Raw genomic sequence first — 22,718 nt, forward strand, 5'->3', positions numbered from 1 at the left:
ATATTTAGATCGGGGCCTATCCTTTGATTGAGCCAATCATCATGCCCTTTACGAAATATTTCTGCACGAACGGATAGATAGCTAACAGCGGCACGGAAGATACGACGATAAGAGAGTATTTCAGCAGCTCCCGCAACCCTTGGCGCGCGGCTGCCGTCTTCGCATCCCCGAGCGTCTCCTGGCTGACTTGGTTCTGGACGAGTATATCCCGGAGGACGAGCTGCAGCGGGAACAATTTTTCTGATTTCAGGAAAATCAATGCATTGAAATACTGGTTCCACTGATCCACCGCGTAGAACAGCGTCACTACGGCGATAATCGGCCCCGACAAAGGAAGCACAATGCGCAGCAGGAAGGTGAAGTCGCTGCAGCCGTCCATCTGTGCCGATTCCAGCAGCTCCAGCGGAATGCTGGTGCGGAAATACGTCATCATGATCATGACATTCCAGACGGACAGGGCGGCCGGAACAATCATGGCCCAGGCCGTATCCAGCATGCCGAGCTCTTTCACGAGCAGATAGGTCGGAATGAGCCCGCCGTTGAACATCATCGTGAAGACGAACAGCAGCGTGAAGCCTCGTCTCCCTTTGAAGTCGTTCCGGGACAGCGGATAAGCCGCCAGCACGGTGACCAACACGCTGATCAAGGTACCGGCGAATGTATAGAGGAGCGTGTTCTGCAGACCGGTCCATACCATCCGGTGCCGGAACACCGCCGCATAGCCGTCCAGTGAGAATTCGACCGGCCACAGCCATACTTTGCCGGAAATAACGGCGCTCGCCGAGCTGAAGGAAGCGCTTACGACATACAGCAGCGGATACAGCACGATGAGGAGAAATACGCCCAGCACCGCATTGTTCACGATATGAAAGATACGATCGCTTTTATCATGAGCCAGTGAATCCATCTGTGTCCTCCCCTCCCGTCACCATAAGCTCTCCTGCCCGGTCTTGCGGGCGCTATAATTGACCATCACGATTAGCAAGAGCGATATCGCCGATTTGAATAGGCCGATCGCCGTCGCGTAGGAGAAATTCATCGCTTGGGACAGCAATCCGATCTTGTACACGTAGGTGTCAATCACTTCCGATGTCTTCAGATTCAGCGGATTCTGCATCAAATAGATCTTCTCGAACCCGGTCTCCAGCAGCTGCCCCGTATTCAAAATGAGCAAAATCATCGCGATCGGGAGCACCGCCGGCATATCGATATGCCAGATTCGCTTTGTCCGCCCGGCTCCATCCAGCACGGCGGCCTCATGCAGGGCCGGATCGACGGTGGACAGTGCGGCAAGATAGATAATGCAGGAGAATCCGATATGCTGCCAGATGCCGGACCAGACGAATATCGACTTGAAAAACTGCATTTCCCCCATAAAATGAATCGGATCAACCCCGAAAAGTCCCAAAAACTGATTGATCATGCCGGAGCGGGGATCGAGGAACTGCAGCAGAAGGCCAACCATAACGACGGTGGAGATGAAATGGGGCGCATAACTGACCATTTGCACTGTGTTCTTGAACCACCGTATCCGGACCGCATTCAGGCTCAGCGCGAGCAGCACAGGCAACGGCGTGCTAACCGCAAGGGAATACAGGCTGATAATCAGCGTGTTCTGCATAATGCGCCAGAAATCATAGGAGTTGAAGAAGCGCGCAAAATGCTTGAATCCGATCCAATCGCTCGCCCACATGCCTTTGACGACGTTGTAGTCTTTGAAGGCGATCTGGGCGCCGACCATCGGACCGTACTTAAAGAGAATGACATAGAGCAGCGGAAGGGCGAACAGCGCGTACAGCTGCCATGATCGCTTCATATAGGACACGAACGCGGACTTGCGCGCCGGTATCGCCGCCGCTGCCGGAATGGATGATCTAGCCTCTGGCTGCCAGTGTTCCGACAAAAGCACACCTCCTGTTCCCGGTCGGGACCGTTATAATGGCGCAGCGATGATGACGCTTACATCCGTCGCTGCGGTGATGGCTGGCGGGCTTGCCCTTACCAGCCGTTCGCTGTGTGGTCACAGTGTATAACGGAACTCCGCAACGGGAAAAGAAGCCGTTTTTACCGATTGTGCGATTTTTACGAAGAGTCATTATTCCTTTTTTGTTCGTTTAACCATTTTCGATATTCGGTGGCGCTCATCCCGTGTGCGCGCTTGAATGCGCGGCTGAACGAGTTCAGGGAATTGTAGCCGACCCGCTCGGCAATCGAGGTCAGGGCGTCCCCTTCCAGCATTAATTGCTTGGCATGCTCCAGCCTCAGCTCCTCCACATAATCCGAGAAATTCCGGCCGGACTGCTCCTTGAAAAACGCGGATACATAGGCTTCCGATACTTGGAGCCGATCCGAGATGACGGTGAGAGACAGCGATGAATCCACATAACCTTCGCGAATGCAGGCCATCATATCCTCCAGCAGCGTCGCGTTGCGGCTGCGCTTGCGCTCGTGCACCGTCCGGCTCAATTGAACGAATTCGTTCCGGACAAGCGGGAACAGCTTATGCAGCTCCGCCCCTTTCTTTAATACTTTTTGCTGAAAGGTCGCGCTATCGGTCTGCAGGGTCAGATCGAGCGACTGCGCCAGCTTCATCGCCGCGGCATACATATCCATCAGCAGCCAGCGTTCCATCGGACAGGTAAGCGGCCGCTTCTCCCAGTTGTCCTGCCAGACGGTCTGGCACAATCTCGCCACCTCTTCCTCATCCCCGCCGCGGACGGCGTGCGTGAGCCGATTCTCCATCTCGGCGTTGAACCGGTACAGTCCGGCATCCGCATGCTCCTCCTCGTCCCACCAGATCAAATCCTGGCTCCCGTCGGACATTCCGTACAGCTGCTGAGCCTGTTCCAGCGACCGGGGCACATCCATCCGATCGCTGACGATGCCTCCGATCGTATACATCGGCAAGATATGAGCACTCTTCAGGCGCTCGTTCAATTCTCTCAACGTCTGTTCAATCAAGGCCGCGAAGCGGGCTCCCGCATCGCCTTCCGCTCCCGCCTCAGTGCCGTAGAACAACAAGGCCACCTGATCCTGGCCCGCCTCATGAAGATCGAAGGGAACCCGTTCCAAGCCGGACGCCTCCTCCTTCACGACCAGCATCTTCAGCACCATCTCATCGAGGACCGGGGCGCTCCAATCGTCGCCATGCCAGCCGAGATGAAGCACCGCGACCGCATACATCGTAGCGCTGCGCTGCAATCCCGCATGCGTCAGCGAGGACTCCAGCTGCTGGTCGGTGGCGTATCCCCCGCGCAGCCAGCGATCGAAAACCGCCATGCGGGCATATTCCTGCCGCTCGCTCAGCTTTTGATCAAGCGTCTTCGTCGTCTCCAGCAGCTCCGTGAATGCATCGCGCAAATAGGCAAAAATGTCGGACTTGCGGCTTCGCTGCCCTAATCCCGGCTTCGCGTTCGTATGGACATAGGAGTACAGTCCTTCCAAGGGGCGGCTGTTCCGGCGGGACAGCCACAGGGCCAGCAGCACGATGACGACGAGCGACAGCCCTACTAGCGTGAAGGTCGTCCGCTTCATCGCATGCACGCTCTCCAGTACTTCGTCCGCCGGCTGCGCAGCGATATATGTCCAGCCCGTCTTCGAAGAAATCATCCTCGAGACGAGCATGTCCCTTCCGTTCAGCTCGGTCCGGTAATGGGTATTCGGCCGTTCCAGAAGAGCGGCCAGTTCACTCTCTCCTCCCCGCTGTCCGCTCCCGGCTTCGTCTCCGGCCTGGCCAATGAGCTGGCCGTGTTTATCCAGCACGCGCACCCAGCCCCCGGCCTGCACATTGATGCCGCTGAGCAGCTTGGCTACTTCCGCATGCGGGATGAGCGCTACGACCGCTCCCTGGTAATAACCGGGATACCCTAGCGAACGGATGTAGGTGATCATCCCCTCCTCGGCGGTTCCGTATTTTACGGTATGAAGGCCAATGAAATCTTTGGAATGATACGTCTCCAACGTCTGCTCCCGCCATTCGGTCATATCCCAGTCCCGATAGCGGAGCACATCCTCGTAGAATTCATCCAGCGCCTCCACCCGATGCGGCGAGATGACGAGCGAGCTGTTGCGGAAGACGACAAAATAATCTTTCAAAAACCGGTTGCTGATGCTGTAATCATCAAGCGCCTTTTGCGTGCTCATCACCTTGTACGTGTTCGTGCCGGCAAAAGGCTTCTTCACCACCTGGAAGCCTCTCACCTTCGGGTGATCGGCTACCTGCTGCACGATGGATTCCACTTCCGCAATCCGGGTCTCCAGCAGCGTCTGGGCCTGGTGGAGCGCCTTGCCGTTCCGCTCCAGCACTTCCCGCTCCAACACGTCGATCGTCTCCTGGTAAGCGATCCAGCCAGCGATTAAGGTTAATAGGAGAAATAATAAATAAGGAAGGAGAAACCGGAACCAGAGCCTCCCCATCCATTTCCGGGTCCAAAAGGAAACCATCCGCCCTTTGATGAATTCGCTTACATAATGATTCGGCTTCGGCAACGGACTATTCATTCAAGTCCCCCCTTTTTTGTCTAATTTGTGATAATAAACATACCAGAAATTAAGGCGCTCGAACATCCTCTTGTCGGAATTTGTCGCTTGGCATGATTTTGTCCTCAGTAACGCCAAAAAGCTCCTGCATTCAGGAACGGACAGGTTCCAGTTCAGGAGCTTGACATGCTCATTTTATTTTCGGTTAGCTAGGATGGTCGCGACATCTTGAATCGATTGTCTGCCTGCCATACTGATGCCGGCAAGCTGAAAGAAGCCGTGGTTCACGCCTAAATACCTCTTGCAATGCGCCTCAACGCCTGCTTCCAACAAACGGCGATATAACGCCTCCCCCTCGTCCACAAGCGGATCAAATTCCGCCGTACAAATATGAGTTGGCGGGAGACCTGCCAAATCATTGCGGTATAGCGGGCTCGCTTCGCGATGATCAGGAGCCAGATCGGATAAATAAGCCTCAAACCCGCTTAGCAAAGCGTCCCGTGTAACTATATAATCATCGCCATATTTTTGATAGCTATTGCTTCTGCCTTCGGCGTCCAGCATGGGATAAATGAGAATTTGCCGCTGCGGCATCCACTGCCCTTGTTCTTTTAAGCGAAGACAGGTCACCAGTGCCAGATGCCCTCCTGCACTGTCCCCGGCAATCGTGATGTTATCGGGGTCGCCGCCCCAAGATAAGGCATGTTCGCGAGCGATAGCAGCGGCTGTGAACGCATCATCATGCGCTGCCGGATACACATGCTCCGGGGCTAACCGGTAATCGGCAGCAATGACCAAAGCGCCTCCCAGATTAGATAGCAAACGCATCTGACGATCATGGGTTTCGAAATCGCCGCTGACAAAACAGCCTCCATGATAAAAAATCAAAACCGGAAGATCGCCTTGTTCCGATGGCTTGTAGATGCGTAGCCGTATGCCGTCAATCGTGTGTTCCAAAATATCGTGGACCGGGACGGCCTCTCCGGCCAAGTGGACCGTATCCAAATATCCCTGCCTCCGCTCTTGGATGCTTTGCTTTCTTGCCGAAGGTCGTCCGCTCTCGATAAATTGGGCAACCAATTGTCGAATACCCGGCTCAAGGCCGCTTATATCTGCCATTTTCTATTCACTCTCCACATAGCTTATACATCTCTCAGTTTGTACCAAAGCCAGTTTGTTTGACATTCTCTAAGTTGAGACTAAGTAAAATAAGTCCGGTGGCGCGGCTTGGTAAAATACAAGTAGTTTATACTCTCTATCTCAGAACGGACCTCAATAAGGTTATTGACCAGCCTGTTGTCTACTGTCATAAAACTGATCCCGTACAAGCGGGCCATTGAAACATTAACGGCATCCGCCGCGCCCAAATGATTCGTTAAATCCTGACAAAACGCATAATTTTATCGCGAACGGCTTCCTTGTCTTTCTGAGTAAAGTTGTCCGACTCATGGGGACAGGCGATTAAATATTGTGCTAACGCACGCTGAGCCAAATTGACTATCTCATTAATGATAGTCGGGTTAACAAACAAAAAAAGTACGTCTTCATTATTGAAAACGTAGGTGTCGAACAGATTTTTAACTGTTGCATGATAAGCATCGAAAGGATTGAAGTAAGCATACAGAACCCCAGTATCAATGAGGATGCTCTCCTCTGGCTCAAAACCGCAAAATCCCGAAGCATTAAAATCAACGATTTTCATATTTCCACCAATCTCTGACCTTGTCCATGACACCATCTCCTAAAACTCACTTTAAGATCAGTATTCACAGACCGTATATCTATCATGCTTGCTGATTCGGCTAGCTTTTTCCTTATATTATAGCATATTCCGCCGATGTTGGGAGATTAGTATTGCCCCCAATTCCTGTCCCCCTCCTACTAGTGCAAATTTCTTCTCCTCAAAAAAACGTGCAGGCCCCTTGAGTGTCAAAGAGCTCTGCACGTCGCGTTGCAATATTCAATTCGCTGCGGCTTCGGTCCGGCCCTGTTCAATCAGCCGCTGTGCCCGCTCCGCTTCCTCCGCCGTCGGCGTCGGAATGCCTTCCAGCGGGTACTTCTCGCCAAGCTGCTCCCATTTATAGACCCCCATCTGGTGGTATGGGAGCACATCCACTTTCTCGACGCCCTGCAGCGAGCCGATGAAGCGGCCGAGATTCAGCAGATCCTGCTCGTCATCGTTAATCGTCGGCACGAGCACATGCCGGATCCACATCTTCTTCCCGTGGTCTGACAGCCAACGCGCCGTCTCCAGAGTGCGCGTGTTCGGCACGCCTGTCAAGGCCAAGTGCTTCTCATTGTCGATATGCTTGAGATCGAGCAGCACCAGGTCGGTCAGGTCGTACAGCTCGGTCAGCTTCGTCACGTCGTTGACGCCGTTCGTATCGAGCGCCGTCGGCAAGTTCCAACGCTTCTTCACCTGCTTGAACAGTTCCTTCACGAAGGGAGCCTGCAATGTCGGCTCCCCGCCCGATACAGTCAAGCCGCCGCCGGAGCTGCGATAATACGGAAGGTAGGACTCGATTTCCGAGAGCGCTTCTTCTACGGACATCTCGGTGCCGCCGTGCAGATCCCAGGTATCCCGGTTGTGGCAATATTTGCACTTCAGGGCGCAGCCCTGCATGAACAGAATGAAGCGGATACCCGGCCCATCCACCGTGCCGAACGTTTCTACGGAGTGTATGCGTCCAATCATGTCGCTCACGGTCCCTTCTCTTCCGGCTAACATGCCTGTGTGTTACATGCTGCCGTGGAATGTGCGGTTGATAACATCGAGCTGCTGCTCGCGCGTCAGCTTGATGAAGTTGACCGCATATCCGGATACGCGAATCGTCAATTGCGGATAATTTTCCGGATGTTCCATCGCGTCAAGCAGCTGCTCGCGGTCAAATACGTTGACGTTCAAGTGATGCCCCTTGCTGCCGAAGTAGCCATCCAGCATCGACGTCAAGTTCGATTTGCGCGAATCGAGCTCCTTGCCCAGCGCCTTCGGCACGATGGAGAACGTGTTCGAGATGCCGTCAAGGCTGTGCTCATATGGCAGCTTCGCGACGGAGCTCAGCGAAGCCAAGGCTCCTTTGCGGTCGCGGCCGTGCATTGGGTTCGCCCCAGGAGCGAACGGTTCGCCCGCTTTGCGTCCATCCGGCGTCGTACCGGTCTTCTTACCATAGACGACGTTCGACGTAATCGTCAATACGGATTGGGTTGGGAGCGCATTGCGGTATGCATGATGCTTCCGGATCATATTCATGAACGATTCAACCAGGTCGATCGCGATGCTGTCTACGCGATCGTCATTGTTGCCGTAGCAAGGATATTCGCCTTCGGTCTCGAAGTCCACCGCGATTCCTTGCTCGTTGCGAATCGGTCTGACTTTCGCGTACTTGATGGCGCTGAGCGAGTCGGCTGCGACCGACAGGCCCGCGATGCCGCATGCCATCGTCCGGAGAATTTCACGGTCATGCAATGCCATTTCAATCCGTTCGTAGCTGTATTTATCATGCATATAGTGAATGACATTCAGCGTGTTCATATACAGCTTCGCCAGCCACTCCATCATCTGCTTGAACCGTTTGACGACTTCATCGTAATCAAGCACTTCGCTCGTAATCGGAGGCAGCTCCGGTCCGACCTGCACGCCCAGCTTCTCGTCCTTGCCGCCATTGATGGCGTACAGCAGACATTTCGCCAGGTTGGCGCGAGCGCCGAAGAACTGCATTTGCTTACCGATGCGCATCGCGGATACGCAGCAGGCGATACCGTAATCATCGCCATAGATTGGGCGCATCAGATCATCGTTCTCGTATTGAATCGAGCTCGTCTCGATCGATACTTTGGAGCAATATTTTTTGAATGCTTCCGGAAGCTTCGTCGACCACAGCACAGTCAGGTTCGGCTCTGGAGCCGGTCCCAGATTGTACAGGGTGTGCAGGAAGCGGAAGCTGTTCTTCGTGACGCGGGTCGTGCCATCCACGGCCATGCCGCCGATCGATTCAGTCACCCATGTAGGGTCGCCGCTGAACAAGTCATTATAATCCGGCGTACGCAGGAACTTGACGATACGGAGCTTCATAACGAAATGGTCGACCAGCTCTTGGGCTTCTTCTTCGGTCAGCGCGCCTTCCTCCAGATCCCGTTCGATATAAATATCGAGGAAAGACGATACGCGGCCGAGCGACATTGCCGCACCGTTCTGCTCTTTGATTGCTGCCAAGTAACCGAAGTAAACCCATTGGAAAGCTTCCTTCGCATTTTGAGCCGGCTTGGAAATATCGAAGCCATGCATCTCGGCCAGCTGCTTCAACTCCGTCAGCGCCCGGATTTGCTCGGACAGCTCTTCGCGGTCGCGGATAACGTCATCCGTCATCACGTCAACTTCCAGGTCGTTCAGATCCTTCTGCTTCATCTTAATAAGGAAATCTACGCCGTACAATGCTACGCGGCGGTAGTCGCCGATAATGCGTCCGCGCCCGTACGCGTCCGGCAAGCCTGTAATAATGCCGGCTTTGCGGGCCATGCGCATATCGGAAGTATATGCATCAAATACGCCTTGGTTATGCGTCTTGCGAATGTCTGTGAACATTTTGATGATTTCATCAGGCATTTCGAAGCCGTACGCTTTACAAGCGTCAATCATCATCCGGATGCCGCCGAACGGCTGGATGGAACGGCGGAACGGAGCGTCGGTTTGCACGCCGACTACCTTCTCCTTATCCTTGTCCAAATAGCCTGGTTTATGCGAGGTAATCGTCGATGGTGTATTGACATCGACATCCCACACGCCGCCGCGTTCGCGCTCTTCCTTCGACAATTGGCTTACGATATCCCATAGATCTTTGGTGTTCTGGGTCGGTCCGGCCAAGAATGCCTCATCACCGTGATAAGGCTGGATGTTGCCTTCCAAGAAATTGGGCACATCCACATGATTTTGCCATTTTCCCGTATTGAATCCACGCCACGCTTGTTCTTTTACTTCTGTTTTACGTTCCATCACCGACATCGTAATCCCTCCATACTGTTTACTTTTCGTATGTGCTGACAACGAAGGCGCCACCCGACACGGTTCTCTCTATACCTTAACCTTACTTTGTTGTGATGAATTTCACATTTAAGGGTACGCGGCTGTTACCTTCTGCCTTCTTCGTTCGATAACCGCCCGCTTTTTTCCTGCCTGAGTGGCTTACGCAGCGTCGCCGCTGCACTGCAGCCTCTATCCTTGCCGCATTTTAATTGTACCTCCTTTCACGTAGTTTCGGTGTGATGTACATCACAAAGAAGCAACTTTTTGTGAAAATAATCACATAAAATAGATAAAAGCACGATTATTTCTGCAGCGCTTGCCCTCACACGCGAAAAGCAGCGAAGAGCTATTGCTCTCCGCTGCCTGTTCATACGCTAGTGGTGGCTAGTCATGTGCTAGTGATGCACTGTTTTTCTTATTCGAAGCGGCCATAGAAAGCGTCGCGGTATACTTCCGCCAGCTCGGTTACGAGCGGCAGCTTCGGATTGGCGGTTGTGCATTGGTCTTCGAAGGCGCGATCGGCCAGATAGTCGACGCGGGATTCGAAATCCTTGGCATCGAAGCCCAGCTCCTGGAACGACTCGGGAATGCCCAGCTCGCGGTTCAGGCCGCGGATGGCCTCGATAAGGCTCTTCACGCCCTCCTCCGTCGTGCGGGCCGGCAATCCGAGAATGCGGGCGATCTCGGCATAGCGCACATCTGCGACGAAATGGTCATATTTTGGGAAGGAAGCGAACTTCGTCGGCTTCTTCGCGTTGTAGCGGATGACATGCGGCATCAAAATCGCATTCGTGCGGCCGTGCGCCGTATGGTACTGCGCCCCCCACTTATGCGCCAAGCTGTGGTTGATGCCGAGGAACGCATTCGCGAACGCCATTCCCGCCAAGGTCGAAGCGTTATGCATTTTTTCACGCGCTTTCGGGCATGCTTCCCGGTAAGACTTCACCAGGTTCTCGAAGACGAGTTGGATGGCTTTAATCGCCAGACCGTCCGTATAATCGCTAGCCATGACGGAGACGTAAGCTTCAATCGCATGCGTCAATACGTCCATACCGGTGTCGGCCACGGCCGTCTTCGGCAAGCTGTAGACGAATTCAGGGTCGATGATGGCCACGTCTGGCGTCAGCTCATAGTCTGCCAGCGGATATTTCGTGTTGCCCTTCTCTTTGTCCGTGATGACCGCGAACGAGGTAACCTCGGATCCGGTACCGGACGTTGTCGGAATGGCGACGAATTTGGCCTTTTGGCCCAGGCGCGGGTATTTGAATGTGCGCTTGCGGATATCCAAGAACTTCTGCTTCAGATTATCGAAGTCAGTATCCGGATATTCGTAGAACAGCCACATGCCCTTCGCCGCGTCCATCGGCGAGCCGCCGCCCAAGGCGATAATGCAGTCGGGCTCGAAGCTCCGCATCATTTCCGCCCCGCGCTCTACCGTCTTCGTGGACGGATCCGGCTCGACATCGGAGAAGACTTCGATCGCAACCGGCGTGCGGCGCTGGCGCAGATAGTATTCCAGCTTCTCGACGTACCCGAGCTTCACCATCATGGCGTCGGTGACGATCATCACCCGGTGAATGTCCGGCATTTTGGCCAAATATTGCGTTGCACCCTTTTCAAAATAAATCTTGTTCGGCACTTTAAACCATTGCATATTCACAGTTCGCTTCGCCACCCGTTTAATATTGAGCAGATTGACGGCCGTTACGTTGGAAGACGTCGAGTTGCGTCCATAGGAGCCGCAGCCCAAGGTCAACGAAGGGATATTCGTGTTGTAAATATCCCCGATAGCGCCGTGTGTCGACGGCGAGTTGACGAGAATCCGTCCGGTCTGCAGACGGTCAGCGAAGCGGTTAATCACGTCATCGTCGTGGGAATGAATGACGGAGGAGTGACCCATGCCGCCAAAAGTGACGATCTCGGCTGCCCGGTCAATACCTTCCTGCACATTCTTCACTTTATAGCAGGCGAGCACAGGGCTCAGCTTCTCGGCAGACAGCGGGAACTTCGGACCGACGCCGTCCAGCTCGGCTACGAGTATCTTCGTATCGTCCGGCACCGAAATCCCTGCCATCTCGGCAATCTGCTTCGCCGACTGGCCGACAATAGCCGGATTGACGGCGCAGGATTCTGGCTTCATCGCCATGCCCTGCAGCTTGCCGATCTCTTCTTTCGTCAGGAAGCGGCAGCCTTTGGCCTGCATCAGCTTTTTCACTTCGGCGAAGACCGGTTCTTCGATAATGACCGCCTGCTCGGATGCGCAGATCATACCGTTGTCGAATGTTTTGGACAGAATCAAGTCGGTAACTGCCTGCTCCAGTTCCGCCGTCTTGTCAATGAAGCAAGGCACGTTGCCCGGACCTACGCCGAGCGCCGGCTTCCCGCAGCCGTACGCCGCCCGGACCATGCCCGCACCGCCTGTCGCGAGGATGAGCGCTACGTCCGGATGATTCATCAGTGCATTGGTCGCGTCCATGGACGGATACTCAATCCATTGGATACAGTTCTCAGGTGCGCCGTATTTGACCGCTGCGTCATGCAAAATGCGCGCTGCTTCCGCACTGCATTTCTGCGCCGACGGATGGAATCCGAAAATAATCGGGTTGCGTGTCTTAATGGAAATGAGCGCCTTAAACATCGTCGTGGATGTCGGGTTCGTCACCGGGGTAATCCCCATTACGATACCGACCGGCTCCGCAATTTTCATATATGCGCCATTCGGATTGTCCTCGATGACGCCGACGGTTTTCTCGTATTTAATCGAGTTGAAGATGTACTCCGTGGCAAAAATATTTTTCGTGATTTTGTCTTCATATACGCCGCGGCCTGTCTCTTCGACCGCCATTTTCGCCAAGTGCATATGCTTGTCGAGACCGGCTAACGCCATTTGCTGCACAATCGTGTCAATCTGTTCCTGCGTCATGTCCATAAATGCGGCTTGAGCCTTCTTGGCGCGTGCCACCAATTGATCAATATGTTCTGCTGCGTTCGGAACATTCTTCTTTTCCATTGCTGTTGCTTTCGGTTGTGCTGCCATCTTCTCCGCCTCCGCTCCGTAGACCAAGTCAACCCGGGGTTCCGCTTCTTTGCCGGTATTATTTCTATTTATGATGCTGCGGATATCATCCGATGTTCCTCGGTTTTTATTTGTGAATCTTTTCACAATCCAAGTGTAGCTTATTTGCGGATGAACTGTATGTGATCTGCATCACATATTGATTCTTTTTTCCGTCTATATTTTATACCCTGATTTCCGTGCATATTTTATACCCTGATTTCCGTCTATCTTTTACAGCCTGACCAGACTTTGTGATGCTCGTCACAATCTGTCGCTAATTTGTAAAAAATTTAAACATTTCTAAATTGACAAGACTCGCTGGAACGTACATGATAGTAGTATCAAAGGATTTAGTGAAACATGTCACATGATATATCATAAAACCCAATAAATAACATTTAGAAATAGACAATTGGAGGCGAATGGAGTGGCCAACATGATGGAACAACTCGGCGAACACTGCAACTTATCGTGTTTCTCGGAGCAGAACCGACAGCGGCTGTTGGAGATTGCGAAGGATCGGACCTACCCCGAGAACTCGCATCTATTTTGGGAAGGCGACGTATCCGATAAGCTCTTCATTCTCAAGAGCGGCCGCGTCAAAATAACGAAATCTACGGATGAAGGCAAGGAATTGATTCTCTATATGTATCAAGCCGGAGACATGATCGGGCAGGTCGACCCGTTCAACAGCACGAAGCATAGCTTCACGGCGGAAGTGATCGAGGAAGCCGAGCTGGGCATGATCGATCAAAAGGATATTGAGATTTTAATCTGCCAATACTGCGATTTTTCGATCGACTTCATGAAATGGATGGGGATCCATCATCGTCTGACGCAGACGAAGTTCCGCGATCTAATGATGTATGGCAAGCCGGGCGCGCTGTGCTCGACATTGATCCGCCTGTCCAACACGTACGGAGAGGAGCTGGACGACGGCGGCGTGCTCATCAACAAGAAGATTACGCACACCGATTTGTCGAACATGATCGGCGCTACCCGCGAGAGCGTCAACCGAATGCTGAGCGATCTCCGCAAGAAGGGCGTGCTCGAATACGAGAGCGGCATGATTGTCATCCGCGAGCTCGATCATCTGCGGGACGTCTGCCGGTGTGAAATGTGTCCGAAGGAGATCTGCCGCATCTAGTTAACCGATTACGACGGCCCTTCCTTCCCCATCCAATCGCATATCGAAGCCAGCAGCTTGATGCCGCTGGCTTTTTTGCATGTCTGCCTTGGCCAGTTGCATTCCGCGCTTGGCCAGTGTTATCTGCACTTGCCCAGCAGACTTGCATTTGCCAGTTGCAATCCCCCACTTGTCCAGTATACCTGCATTTGCCAGTTGCATTCCGCACTTGGCTATATCCACACTTCCGCATTTGCCCAGTTGTACCCAAATCCTGCATTTGTACATCAATTTTCGCCGATTTAGCTTATAACGGTTACAATTCCTGCGCTAACGCATCATTTTCGCTAATTTCATCATCTTTTAGAGCGGGACCATGATAATTGATGTACTTCTTGCAGGAATTTCAGTCCGGGTTAGTAGCAAGTATCCGAATGCTGCAGTTTTGCAGTATTTAAGAGCACATCCAATAGAAAAGGAGTCTTGAAGGCAAAACAACACCCTCAACTCAGGGCCATCGGATTCCGTATGTAAAAAAGCCCAAAGCTGGAGGATTGCTCCCGCTTCAGGCTCTGCTTCAGGCTCTATTGATTACATGGATTTTCATAAATGTGCTCTTGATTCAATGTGAATGGACTCACAATCTGCAGAAATGCGCCACGCTCATGTGCCGTTATTGCCGTTGTCGCACCGGGCTGATGAACCAATAAGCCATGCCTACGAAAATGGCGCCGCCAACGATATTGCCCAGCGTCACGGGAATCATGTTATGCAGCCACCCCGCGATCGTCACCGTCTCCGGATGCTGCGGCAGCAGCAAGGCCGTCGTCAGCAGCGACATATTGGCTACGCTGTGTTCAAATCCAGTGGCGATGAAGGCATACAGCATCCACCATATCAATACCAGCTTGGCGATCTCTTCCTTGGCGCGCATCGCCGTCCAGATCGCCAGACAGACGAGCCAGTTGCACAGAATGCCGCGGAAGAAGAGCTGATCGATCGGCAGCTTCATCTTCGCAGCCGCTGCCGTGAACAGCAGATGATCGGCCGGTGCGGCGCCGAACACGCCCGATCCTCGAATGAGCAGACTGAACAGAACCGCACCGAGCAGATTGCCGAGAAAGACGATGCCCCAGTTCGCCCACGTCGTCCGCCAAGGCGTCCTTCCCGACAAGGAACTGACGGTGAACAGCATATTGTTCCCCGTGAACAACTCGGAGCCGGCAAATATGACCAGGGTCAGGGCAATCCCGAAGGACATGCCCATCACCAGCGGCACGGCAGGAGAACCTGCCGCCTTGAAGCTTCCGCCGACCGTAAAAATAAGCATAATGCCGAAGCCGACATAGGCGCCTGCCAGCATCGCCGACACGATATAACGCAGCAGCCCCGACTGCATCAGCTTCTTCTTCGCTTCTACCGCTTCATTGACGGCTTCCAGGGATCCCTTGAACATCGCATCTCAACCCCTCTCTTCTCTATCCCGCTAATGGATCTTTTGCCTGTTACATGTTGTCCGCGCTTCCGTCCCGGCCTGCCCCGCCTGCCGCAATCTTCACGATGCCGTCCTGCGCCTTGATTGGATAGGTCTTTACCTGCCCGGTGTCCGGCTCCTGGACGCGGCCATCGCGAAGATCGATCTTCCAATCATACAGCGGATCATATAAGTAATGTCCGGATACGATTCCTTCGCTGAGCGGGCCGCCCTTCGGATGCGGGCTCCGATCCTCCAGCGCATACCAGCCGCCTTCCGTCCGGAAGACTGCAACCGCTGCTCCATTCATCCGCACGACGCGACCCACTCGCGGCAAAAACTGATCCATCTCTCCTACGGCCACAAACGCTCCGTCCACTGATTTGGCCATGCTCGTCTCCTCCTCTCCGCTATTGCTCCAAACTAACGGCTTCGAACAGCTTGCTCCGCAAATCCGGCTGCTCCAATACTTGCTTCCATGGGTCTTCCGCCTGGGCCAGAGCGATGTTGATCCGTTCAACGAGCCGCTTGCGCTCCTCGCTGTCTTCCACGACCGTTCGCCGGATTGCGTCCAGCCCGATTCGCTCAACCCATTCCGAAGTCCGCTCCAAGTAGTTGGCCGTCTCGCGGTAATATTGAATGGCAGCCGCCGTCGTCTCCACAAGCTCCTCATCCGTCTTGACCTTGCACAGCAGATCCGCCAGCCGCGGCTTAATGCCGCCGTTGCCGCCGATATAGATCTCCCAGCCGCCGTCATTGCCGACGATGCCGATATCCTTCGTGCAGGATTCGGCGCAGTTACGAGGGCAGCCGTTCACCGCCATTTTGAACTTGGCCGGATAGTCGATCCGTTCGAACTTGCGCTCCAGCAGCGCACCCATGGCCAGCGAATCCTGCGTACCGAAGCGGCAGTATCGGGAGCCTACGCAGGTTTTGACCGTGCGCAGCGATTTGGCATAGGCATAGCCCGACGGCATATCGAGTGCCTCCCACACTTTCGGCACATCTTCTTTTTTCACGCCGATCAGATCGATCCGCTGTCCCCCCGTCATTTTGACGAGTTCCACATTATACTGAAGCGACACATCCGCAATTTTTTTCAATTCTTCCGGCGAGGTCATGCCGCCGTACATGCGCGGCACGACTGTGTAGGTGCCGTCCTTCTGAATATTGGCGTTCATCCGCTCGTTCACGAAGCGCGACGATTTCTCGTCCCGGTAGCTTTCCGGCCACATCATACCGAGATAGTAGTTCAGCGCGGGACGGCATTTTGAGCAGCCCTCCGGCTGCTTCCATTCGAGCGCCGCCATCACTTCGTGAACCGTATGGAGCCCTTGCTCCCGAATCGCCGCGACGATCTCGTCGCGCGAGTGCTCGGTGCAGCCGCAGATGCCTTGCTTGACGGCGCCTGCCTCGAAGCCGTCGCCGAGAGCATGCTGGAGCAGCTGCTCCACCAGCGGCTTGCAGCCGCCGCAGGAGCGCGATGCGCCGGTGCAGGCCTTGACTTCCTCCAGCGTCGTCAGGCCGTTGTCTGCGATGGCGTCCATAATCATCTTTTTGGTCACGCCATTGCACCCGCAGACGATATCGTCATCCGCCAATTCGGCGGCCGCATTCGCTTTCGAGCCGCAGCAGCCTCCCGTACCCGTCAATTCCTGGTACAGCTCGTCGGTCATCGCCGCCCCCTGCTTCACGAGGCGTTCCAGCTTGGCGCCATCATCCGTATCGCCGAACAGCACGGCGCCGACGATGATATTATCCCGGAGCACGATTTTCCGGTATGTGCGCTTCCACCCGTCATGGAAGGTCAGGGTAGTGCATTCCGGCGTCTCCAGGAAAATGCCTGTCGAGAAGACATCAACGCCGGACACCTTGAGCTTGGTCGAGCAGACCGAGCCTTCATACGGCTTCGTCTCCACGCCGGCGAGCGTCTTCGCCAGCACCGCCCCCTGCTCGAACAGCGGAGCGACGAGCCCGTAGCAGACGCCGCGATGCTCCGTGCACTCTCCGACGGCATATACGTCTTCGGCGGAAGTCCGCAGGCAGTCGTCCACCACGATGCCCCGGTTCACGTCGAGGCCGCTCGCCTGGCCGATGCCGATATTCGGGCAAATGCCGACCGCCATGACGACGAACTCCGCCTTCAATTCCGTCCCGTCGCTGAAGCGCAGGCCTTCGACGCGCTCGCCGCCCGTAATCTCCACCGTCTGCTTGCCGAGCGCGAACCGGATGCCTTGGCGTTCCAGTTCCTGCTCAAGCAGGCGCGCCGCGGTCATATCGAGCTGGCGCTCCATCACATATTCAGGCAGATGGACCACCGTCACGTCCATGCCCAGCTGAACCAGCCCCTTCGCCGCTTCCAGGCCGAGCAAGCCGCCGCCGATGACGGCTGCCGTCTTATACGTTCCCGCTGCGGCAATCATGCGATCGCAATCCTCGATGCTGCGGAAGCCGACGACGCCCTCCTTGTCCGCGCCGGGGACAGGCAGCCGGAACGGCGTCGATCCGGTCGCGATGATGACCCGATCATACGGCACCTCGCGGCCCTTATCGGTCAGGACGACGCGGCGTTCCGTGTCGATCCGCTCCCCCTTCTCGCCCGCCAGCAGTGTAATGCCGGCCTCGTCATACCACCAATATGGATTCAATACGATATCATCCAGCTTCTTGCTGCCCTCCAGCACGTAAGACAGCAGAATCCGGTTGTAGTTGGGATGTGGTTCCTCCCCAATCACCGTAATGTCACAACGATCGGTCAGCTTCAACAACTGCTCCACCGTATTGATGCCTGCCATGCCGTTGCCTACGACGGCCAGCCGCCATTTTCGTTCCATGATGGTCCCTCCTTGTCACAATCCGAAATCCATTCATATATTGTTACTTTTTTCACATACTTTTCTACCTGGATCATACCTCAGGCTGGAAGGGCATCGAGTGATTACACGCACACCAAATGTGGCGGTTTTCCTCTCGTTTGTTCACATTTGACTGTGGCCGCTCCATATGTGCTCCGGGGGCCTTTCCCGTTGCCATTGCCACCGAATTTTCACTGCACTTACACTGCACTTACACTTCACTTACACTTCACTTACACTTCACTTACACTGTACTTACACTGTACTTACTTTACTGCTACTTACCACCGTAATTTCACTGCCCTCATCCTACTTACCCCTGCACTTTCCACTGCATTTCTGCCGTTATACTGTACTCGCGACTGCACTCACCACTACACTTGCTGCTGTACTTGCTTCTCTCCCCATTCCCCGCGCCGCAAGCCCCGTACCGCTTTTTGCGCCTCCTCTCCAATCGCGAACGGGAATTTCCTATAAAGACAGCCCTCCCGGCTTCCCCTATAATGGGAACAGCATCAACTCAAGAATTTCAAATTAAAAGGTTGTTCGAAATGCCCGCTGCGGCCTTTTGAACGCGCATTTATTTAAAGGAGATACGATAATGAAGACTTCTTATGTATGTCTATATGATCCAAGCTTCCCGTCCGCCAGCAACGCACTCCCTTCCGGCATGCGGGATCGTCTCGCCTCCGAATGGAATATCGTGCAAGCGGAGCGTCTCGCCGAAGCACTTGACGCGCAGCAGGACGGCGTATTTATCAACCTGCACGCCCCGTACTTCCCGAAGAGCGCGTGGACGTCCATCGCCGCGTTCCTCGAACGGGGCGGACATCTGCTCAGCGCGGGCGGCTCCCCCTTCCGCATTCCCGTCTACCGCGACGGCAGCGGCTGGACGGCGGAGCCGGAGCAGACAGCCTATCACCAGCGTCTTCGCATCCACGAGTGCATGCCGGTGCAGGCGGACCGGTTCGAGCGCTTCGCCGCCAACGTGGAGCGCCCCTTGTTCGAGCAGGCGGCACCGCTATGGCCGGCTTCGCCAACCTGCAGCTTCGTGCTCTGGGTGACCCGGCACGACGACTGTCCCGGCGAGCATGGTTCCGCCGGCCCGATGGATGCCCACATCATACCGCTCGTCACGGCGCTGGATCGTGACGGCCGGGAGGTGGGCGCGCCCGTCGTGCTGCTCGAAAACACGAAGGGCGAATTCGCCGGCACCCGATGGCTGTTCGTGAACCAGCCGCTGACGGCAGAGTTCCTCGAGCAGGCGGGAGCGGAGACACTCCTCGCCTGGGCCCGCTATTGCTCGTACGGCGTCAGCGATTGGTGGCTGAAGCCGGGCCGGGCCTGTTATGAGCCGGGCGAGCGCCCGAAGCTGACGCTGCAGACGCAGCTGCTGCACGCGGCACGCGCCAGCTACGGCGCCGGCGGCCCGCTGGCCGCTTCTCGTCGAAGCGTGGCCGACGCCGCGGAAGCGGATGTCGTCTGGCAGGCAAGCGTCGAGCTGACGGCGGACGACGGCGAGGTGCTGTGGCGCAGTGAGCTCTCCGTCCGCTGCGGGCGGGAGCTGGAGCGGCTGATCCTGACGCCGGACACCGTGCTCGCTCCGGGCATGTACCGGGTGCATGCCCGGCTTGTGAGCGGCACCGGCGAGGTCCGCCTGCTGCGGCAGGGCTTCTGGTGCCGCGACGAAGCGCTGCTGCGGAGCGGCTCGTTCCTGAAGGCGGGCCGGGATTACTTCGAGCGCGACGGCGTTCCTGTTCCTATCGTCGGCATGACGTATATGTCAAGCGATGTGGCGCGCAAGTTCGTGTTCCTTCCGAACGCGGCGGTATGGGATCGTGATATGGCCCAGATGAAGAAGGCCGGAATCAATCTAATCCGCACCGGCATCTGGACCGCGTACCGCCACATCATGTATGTGGACGGGCATCCGTCCGAGGATGTGCTGTGCGCCCTGGACGCCTTCTTCCTGACTGCGAAGAAGCACGGCATCGAAGTATGCTTCAACTTCTTCTCCTTCGCGCCGGAGCTGTGGGAAGGTTCGAATCCTTACCTCGATCCGCGCAGCATCGAGGCGCAGAAGCGCTTCATCGGAGCGGTCGTCGAGCGGCACCGCCACACCTCGTTCGTCCATTGGGATCTGATCAACGAGCCGTCTCTGTTCGATCCGAAGCGAGTGTTCGCCGGGCCGCGCAGCGCGAAGGATAAGTATGAGATCGCGGCCTTCCGGGAATGGCTCAAGGAACGCTACGCCGGCGATATCCGGCTGCTGCAGGAGCGCTGGGGCATGACGCCGGAGCAGGCGCCGGGCTTCCGCGCGATTATGCCGCCGGAGCCGCAGGAGATTAACTTCGATGCCCAGGATATGATTAAGGAGAAAAAAGGGACGCGCTGGCTGGATTATTCGTTGTTCACGATGGAGATGCTCAACCGGTGGGTGCATGCAATGCGCGACACGATTTCGTTCCATCAGCCGGAGCAGCTCGTATGCATCGGCCAGGATGAGGCGCTGGCGGCACAGCGGCCAAGCCCGTTCTTCTATGAAGCGTCCGTCGATTATACATCGAACCATTCATGGTGGCTGTACGATCAGCTCATCTGGGACGGCGTGTTCACGAAGACGCCGTACAAGCCGAACCTCATCCAGGAGACGGGCATCATGTACGGCATGACGCCGGATGGCTTCGCCTTGCGGACGGAGGAGCAGCTGCGCAACATTTTGGAGCGGAAATACGCCTATGCGTTCGCGACCGGCTGCGCCGGGGCGGTGCAATGGATCTGGAACACGAATTTCTATATGAACAATGTGAATGAATCCAATATCGGCGCGCTGCGCGCGGACGGCACGGAGAAGCCGGAGGCCGATGTCTCCTATGACTTCGGCGCATTTATGCAGGCGGCAGCCCCGCTCTTCCGGGATCGGGAGCTGGAGCCGATCGTCGTCATCTACCCGGAAGCGAACGATCTGTCGAACCGGCGGATGGCGGCCGAAGCGACGTCAACGGCGGCGCGTGTGCTGGCCTATGAGTTGAAGGTTCCGTTCCGGGCGATGGGAGAATACCAGCTGGAAGCGCTGGATGATATGCCCCCGCGGCTTATTATCGTGCCGTCTCCGCATCATTTGACCGATGCAGCTCTCGATCGTGTGCTCGCCTTCGTGGATCGTTCCGGCGCGACCTTGCTCATCACCGGCCCGCTCGGCCGCAACGAATATTGGCAAGCGACCGCCCGGATGGACAGCCTGCTCGGTCCGCGGCGCCTCGGCAGCGTCGTGCGCGAGGAGCGCTTCCTCCTCGCAGGGCGGGAGATTCCGCTCTCGTTCGGCGGCCGCAAGATTAAGCAGGTATTCAAAGAAACGAATGCCGACGGCAGCCCGTCCACGCTCCTAGAGCAGCCGTTCGGAAGCGGCAAGCTGCTCTGGGTCGGCCTCCCGGTCGAATGGAACGATCGGCAGGCTGCCATCGCGGAGCTGTACGCGCATGCCATACAGACCGCATCCATCGAGCCTGATCTGCGCTGGGAAGAAGGCGGCAGCCGCCCGGGAATCTACGGACGCTGCCTCACCTTCGCGCAGGGCCGTCTCTATCTGTTCGTGTCCGAATCAGGGCAGGATGAGATCGTCCGCATCGTCCAGCCTGACAACGGAACAACGTACGCTTTCAAGCTGGCCAGCGAACGCACCGTCATGTTCGCTGCCGATCGCCAGGGCGAGTTGATCGCCGTCTACCGGCCGCGGGAGGTCGAGATCGAAGTCATCAAGTAAGCGGAGCAGGCGAGTTCCGGATAACGGCAACAAGCCCTTGCAGCGCAATCATTCATTGCGTCGCAAGGGCTTGTCCCGTCTGTACCCCACTTATTTATGGTGTAATGTTGATTTCGATCTCGTCATCAGGCTTCAGCTTGCGCTCGGCATCCTGATTATAATTCAGCTTCTTGTCATTCACCTTCAAGGAGAGGACCGCCTTGACGTCCGGTTCCTTCTCGCCGATGCGAAGGACATGCTTATGGTCCTCGTCCAGACTGATCTGCGCGAAGTTCTGAACCAGCTCCTGGAGCGTTAATTCCTCCGTCCAACGGACCAGATAGGAATTCGTAATATTCGGCGCGACCGTGCCTCCCTCGATGCGAAGCGTCACGCTGGGAGCCGCCACATGGTTCGTGCGGACCTCCATCTTCTTGATGAAGACGCCGACGACATCGTCAGGCTTCAGCTTCTTATCCATGGCGAACGGCAGCACGAATTCCTTCCCGTTCAGCAGCAGGCCCCACTCCATCTTCGGATCGAGGGCCACATCGCCAACCGAGACGATGGCGGACTTGTCTTCGGATACTTTGACGGTTCCGGATTGCTTCAGCGCGTCGACGAGCTGCATGGATTGCTCATAGCTTACAACGATGCGCTCCGACAAAGTTGGAACGAATGTGCCTCCGTCAATCGAGACGATAACTTCCTTCCCAGGAGGCTGCGCGTCTTCCTGCTCTCCCCTGTGGGAAACGCTCGATGCGCATGCTGAAGACACCAAAAAGAGAACGCCCAGCAGCAGCAGCTCAAAGCCGCGCCAGCTGCCCTTCCTGAAGCTGACATGATGTTTCCCCATTGCCGTCCACTCACTTTCCCACCTTCAAGTTAACCGCATTCACTTGAGACACTCTGCATCTATTATGCATGAAAGATGGCGAGAAAAAGTATCAATCCAGTAACAATA

At 55.5% G+C, this 22,718-nt stretch carries 14 protein-coding genes; 3 read left to right on the top strand and 11 right to left on the bottom strand.

The features are described 5' to 3' along the window. Positions 1 to 16: 16 nt before the first annotated feature. The 4 genes from FLT43_RS06275 to FLT43_RS06290 form a co-directional block, all read right to left on the bottom strand. Positions 17 to 907, bottom strand: a complete 891-nt coding sequence (locus FLT43_RS06275) for a carbohydrate ABC transporter permease (protein WP_087442517.1) — start codon at positions 905 to 907, stop codon at positions 17 to 19. A gap of 18 nt (positions 908 to 925) precedes the next feature. Continuing rightward, complete coding sequence (locus tag FLT43_RS06280; RefSeq protein ID WP_087442516.1) at positions 926 to 1,903, bottom strand: ABC transporter permease; 978 nt, start codon at positions 1,901 to 1,903, stop codon at positions 926 to 928. 179 nt (positions 1,904 to 2,082) lie between these two features. After that, positions 2,083 to 4,500 (bottom strand): AraC family transcriptional regulator, encoded by a 2,418-nt coding sequence (locus tag FLT43_RS06285; RefSeq protein WP_087442515.1) that lies wholly within the window; start codon positions 4,498 to 4,500, stop codon positions 2,083 to 2,085. Between the two features lie 174 nt (positions 4,501 to 4,674). Further along, the gene (locus FLT43_RS06290; RefSeq protein WP_244194188.1) at positions 4,675 to 5,469 is read right to left on the bottom strand and encodes an alpha/beta hydrolase; all 795 of its coding nucleotides are present in this window, start codon (positions 5,467 to 5,469) and stop codon (positions 4,675 to 4,677) included. A gap of 412 nt (positions 5,470 to 5,881) precedes the next feature. Between FLT43_RS06290 and FLT43_RS30790 the strand changes: the two genes are divergently transcribed. Then, positions 5,882 to 5,944 (top strand): hypothetical protein, encoded by a 63-nt coding sequence (locus tag FLT43_RS30790; protein ID WP_087442671.1) that lies wholly within the window; start codon positions 5,882 to 5,884, stop codon positions 5,942 to 5,944. A gap of 495 nt (positions 5,945 to 6,439) precedes the next feature. Here the strand turns inward: FLT43_RS30790 and pflA are convergent, their stop codons facing one another. From pflA to adhE, 3 genes are all read right to left on the bottom strand, one after another. Further along, positions 6,440 to 7,174 (bottom strand): pyruvate formate-lyase-activating protein, encoded by a 735-nt coding sequence (gene pflA / locus FLT43_RS06300; protein ID WP_087442513.1) that lies wholly within the window; start codon positions 7,172 to 7,174, stop codon positions 6,440 to 6,442. Between the two features lie 42 nt (positions 7,175 to 7,216). After that, positions 7,217 to 9,478: a formate C-acetyltransferase gene (gene pflB, locus FLT43_RS06305; RefSeq protein WP_087442512.1), complete on the bottom strand. Its 2,262-nt coding sequence runs from the start codon at positions 9,476 to 9,478 to the stop codon at positions 7,217 to 7,219. 436 nt (positions 9,479 to 9,914) lie between these two features. Then, positions 9,915 to 12,509, bottom strand: a complete 2,595-nt coding sequence (gene adhE, locus FLT43_RS06310) for a bifunctional acetaldehyde-CoA/alcohol dehydrogenase (RefSeq protein WP_373994963.1) — start codon at positions 12,507 to 12,509, stop codon at positions 9,915 to 9,917. A 484-nt stretch (positions 12,510 to 12,993) separates the two neighbouring features. On the opposite strand from adhE, the gene FLT43_RS06315 reads away from it, so the two are divergent. Further along, a complete protein-coding gene (locus FLT43_RS06315; RefSeq protein ID WP_087442511.1) occupies positions 12,994 to 13,704 on the top strand; it encodes a Crp/Fnr family transcriptional regulator in 711 nt (236 codons plus the stop codon). A 652-nt stretch (positions 13,705 to 14,356) separates the two neighbouring features. Here FLT43_RS06315 and FLT43_RS06320 read toward each other — a convergent pair. The 3 genes from FLT43_RS06320 to nirB are packed head-to-tail and all read right to left on the bottom strand — an operon-like array spanning position 14,357 to position 17,991. Continuing rightward, a complete protein-coding gene (locus tag FLT43_RS06320) occupies positions 14,357 to 15,139 on the bottom strand; it encodes a formate/nitrite transporter family protein (RefSeq protein ID WP_087442509.1) in 783 nt (260 codons plus the stop codon). 49 nt (positions 15,140 to 15,188) lie between these two features. Next, positions 15,189 to 15,548, bottom strand: a complete 360-nt coding sequence (nirD, locus tag FLT43_RS06325) for a nitrite reductase small subunit NirD (protein WP_087442508.1) — start codon at positions 15,546 to 15,548, stop codon at positions 15,189 to 15,191. Positions 15,549 to 15,567: 19 nt separating this feature from the next. Beyond that, entirely contained in the window at positions 15,568 to 17,991 is a 2,424-nt protein-coding gene (gene nirB / locus FLT43_RS06330) for a nitrite reductase large subunit NirB (protein ID WP_087442507.1), read from the bottom strand. Positions 17,992 to 18,613: 622 nt separating this feature from the next. On the opposite strand from nirB, the gene FLT43_RS06335 reads away from it, so the two are divergent. Continuing rightward, positions 18,614 to 21,775 carry an alpha-amylase family protein gene (locus FLT43_RS06335; protein ID WP_087442506.1) on the top strand — a complete coding sequence of 1,054 codons (3,162 nt, stop codon included), beginning with the start codon at positions 18,614 to 18,616 and terminating at the stop codon, positions 21,773 to 21,775. A gap of 94 nt (positions 21,776 to 21,869) precedes the next feature. Here the strand turns inward: FLT43_RS06335 and FLT43_RS06340 are convergent, their stop codons facing one another. Continuing rightward, entirely contained in the window at positions 21,870 to 22,610 is a 741-nt protein-coding gene (locus FLT43_RS06340; RefSeq protein ID WP_087442505.1) for a hypothetical protein, read from the bottom strand. Between the last annotated feature and the right edge of the window lie 108 nt (positions 22,611 to 22,718).

The sequence above is a fragment of the Paenibacillus thiaminolyticus genome, assembly GCF_007066085.1.
Classification (GTDB): domain Bacteria; phylum Bacillota; class Bacilli; order Paenibacillales; family Paenibacillaceae; genus Paenibacillus_B; species Paenibacillus_B thiaminolyticus.

Bases quoted from the DNA above. Each gene is read 5' to 3' on its own strand.
- FLT43_RS06275 (WP_087442517.1), bottom strand. From the start codon at position 907: ATGGATTCACTGGCTCATGATAAAAGCGATCGTATCTTTCATATCGTG.
- FLT43_RS06285 (WP_087442515.1), bottom strand. From the start codon at position 4,500: ATGAATAGTCCGTTGCCGAAGCCGAATCATTATGTAAGCGAATTCATC.
- pflA (WP_087442513.1), bottom strand. From the start codon at position 7,174: ATGATTGGACGCATACACTCCGTAGAAACGTTCGGCACGGTGGATGGG.
- pflB (WP_087442512.1), bottom strand. From the start codon at position 9,478: ATGTCGGTGATGGAACGTAAAACAGAAGTAAAAGAACAAGCGTGGCGT.
- adhE (WP_373994963.1), bottom strand. From the start codon at position 12,509: ATGGAAAAGAAGAATGTTCCGAACGCAGCAGAACATATTGATCAATTG.
- FLT43_RS06315 (WP_087442511.1), top strand. From the start codon at position 12,994: ATGATGGAACAACTCGGCGAACACTGCAACTTATCGTGTTTCTCGGAG.
- FLT43_RS06320 (WP_087442509.1), bottom strand. From the start codon at position 15,139: ATGTTCAAGGGATCCCTGGAAGCCGTCAATGAAGCGGTAGAAGCGAAG.
- nirD (WP_087442508.1), bottom strand. From the start codon at position 15,548: ATGGCCAAATCAGTGGACGGAGCGTTTGTGGCCGTAGGAGAGATGGAT.
- nirB (WP_087442507.1), bottom strand. From the start codon at position 17,991: ATGGAACGAAAATGGCGGCTGGCCGTCGTAGGCAACGGCATGGCAGGC.
- FLT43_RS06335 (WP_087442506.1), top strand. From the start codon at position 18,614: ATGAAGACTTCTTATGTATGTCTATATGATCCAAGCTTCCCGTCCGCC.
- FLT43_RS06340 (WP_087442505.1), bottom strand. From the start codon at position 22,610: ATGGGGAAACATCATGTCAGCTTCAGGAAGGGCAGCTGGCGCGGCTTT.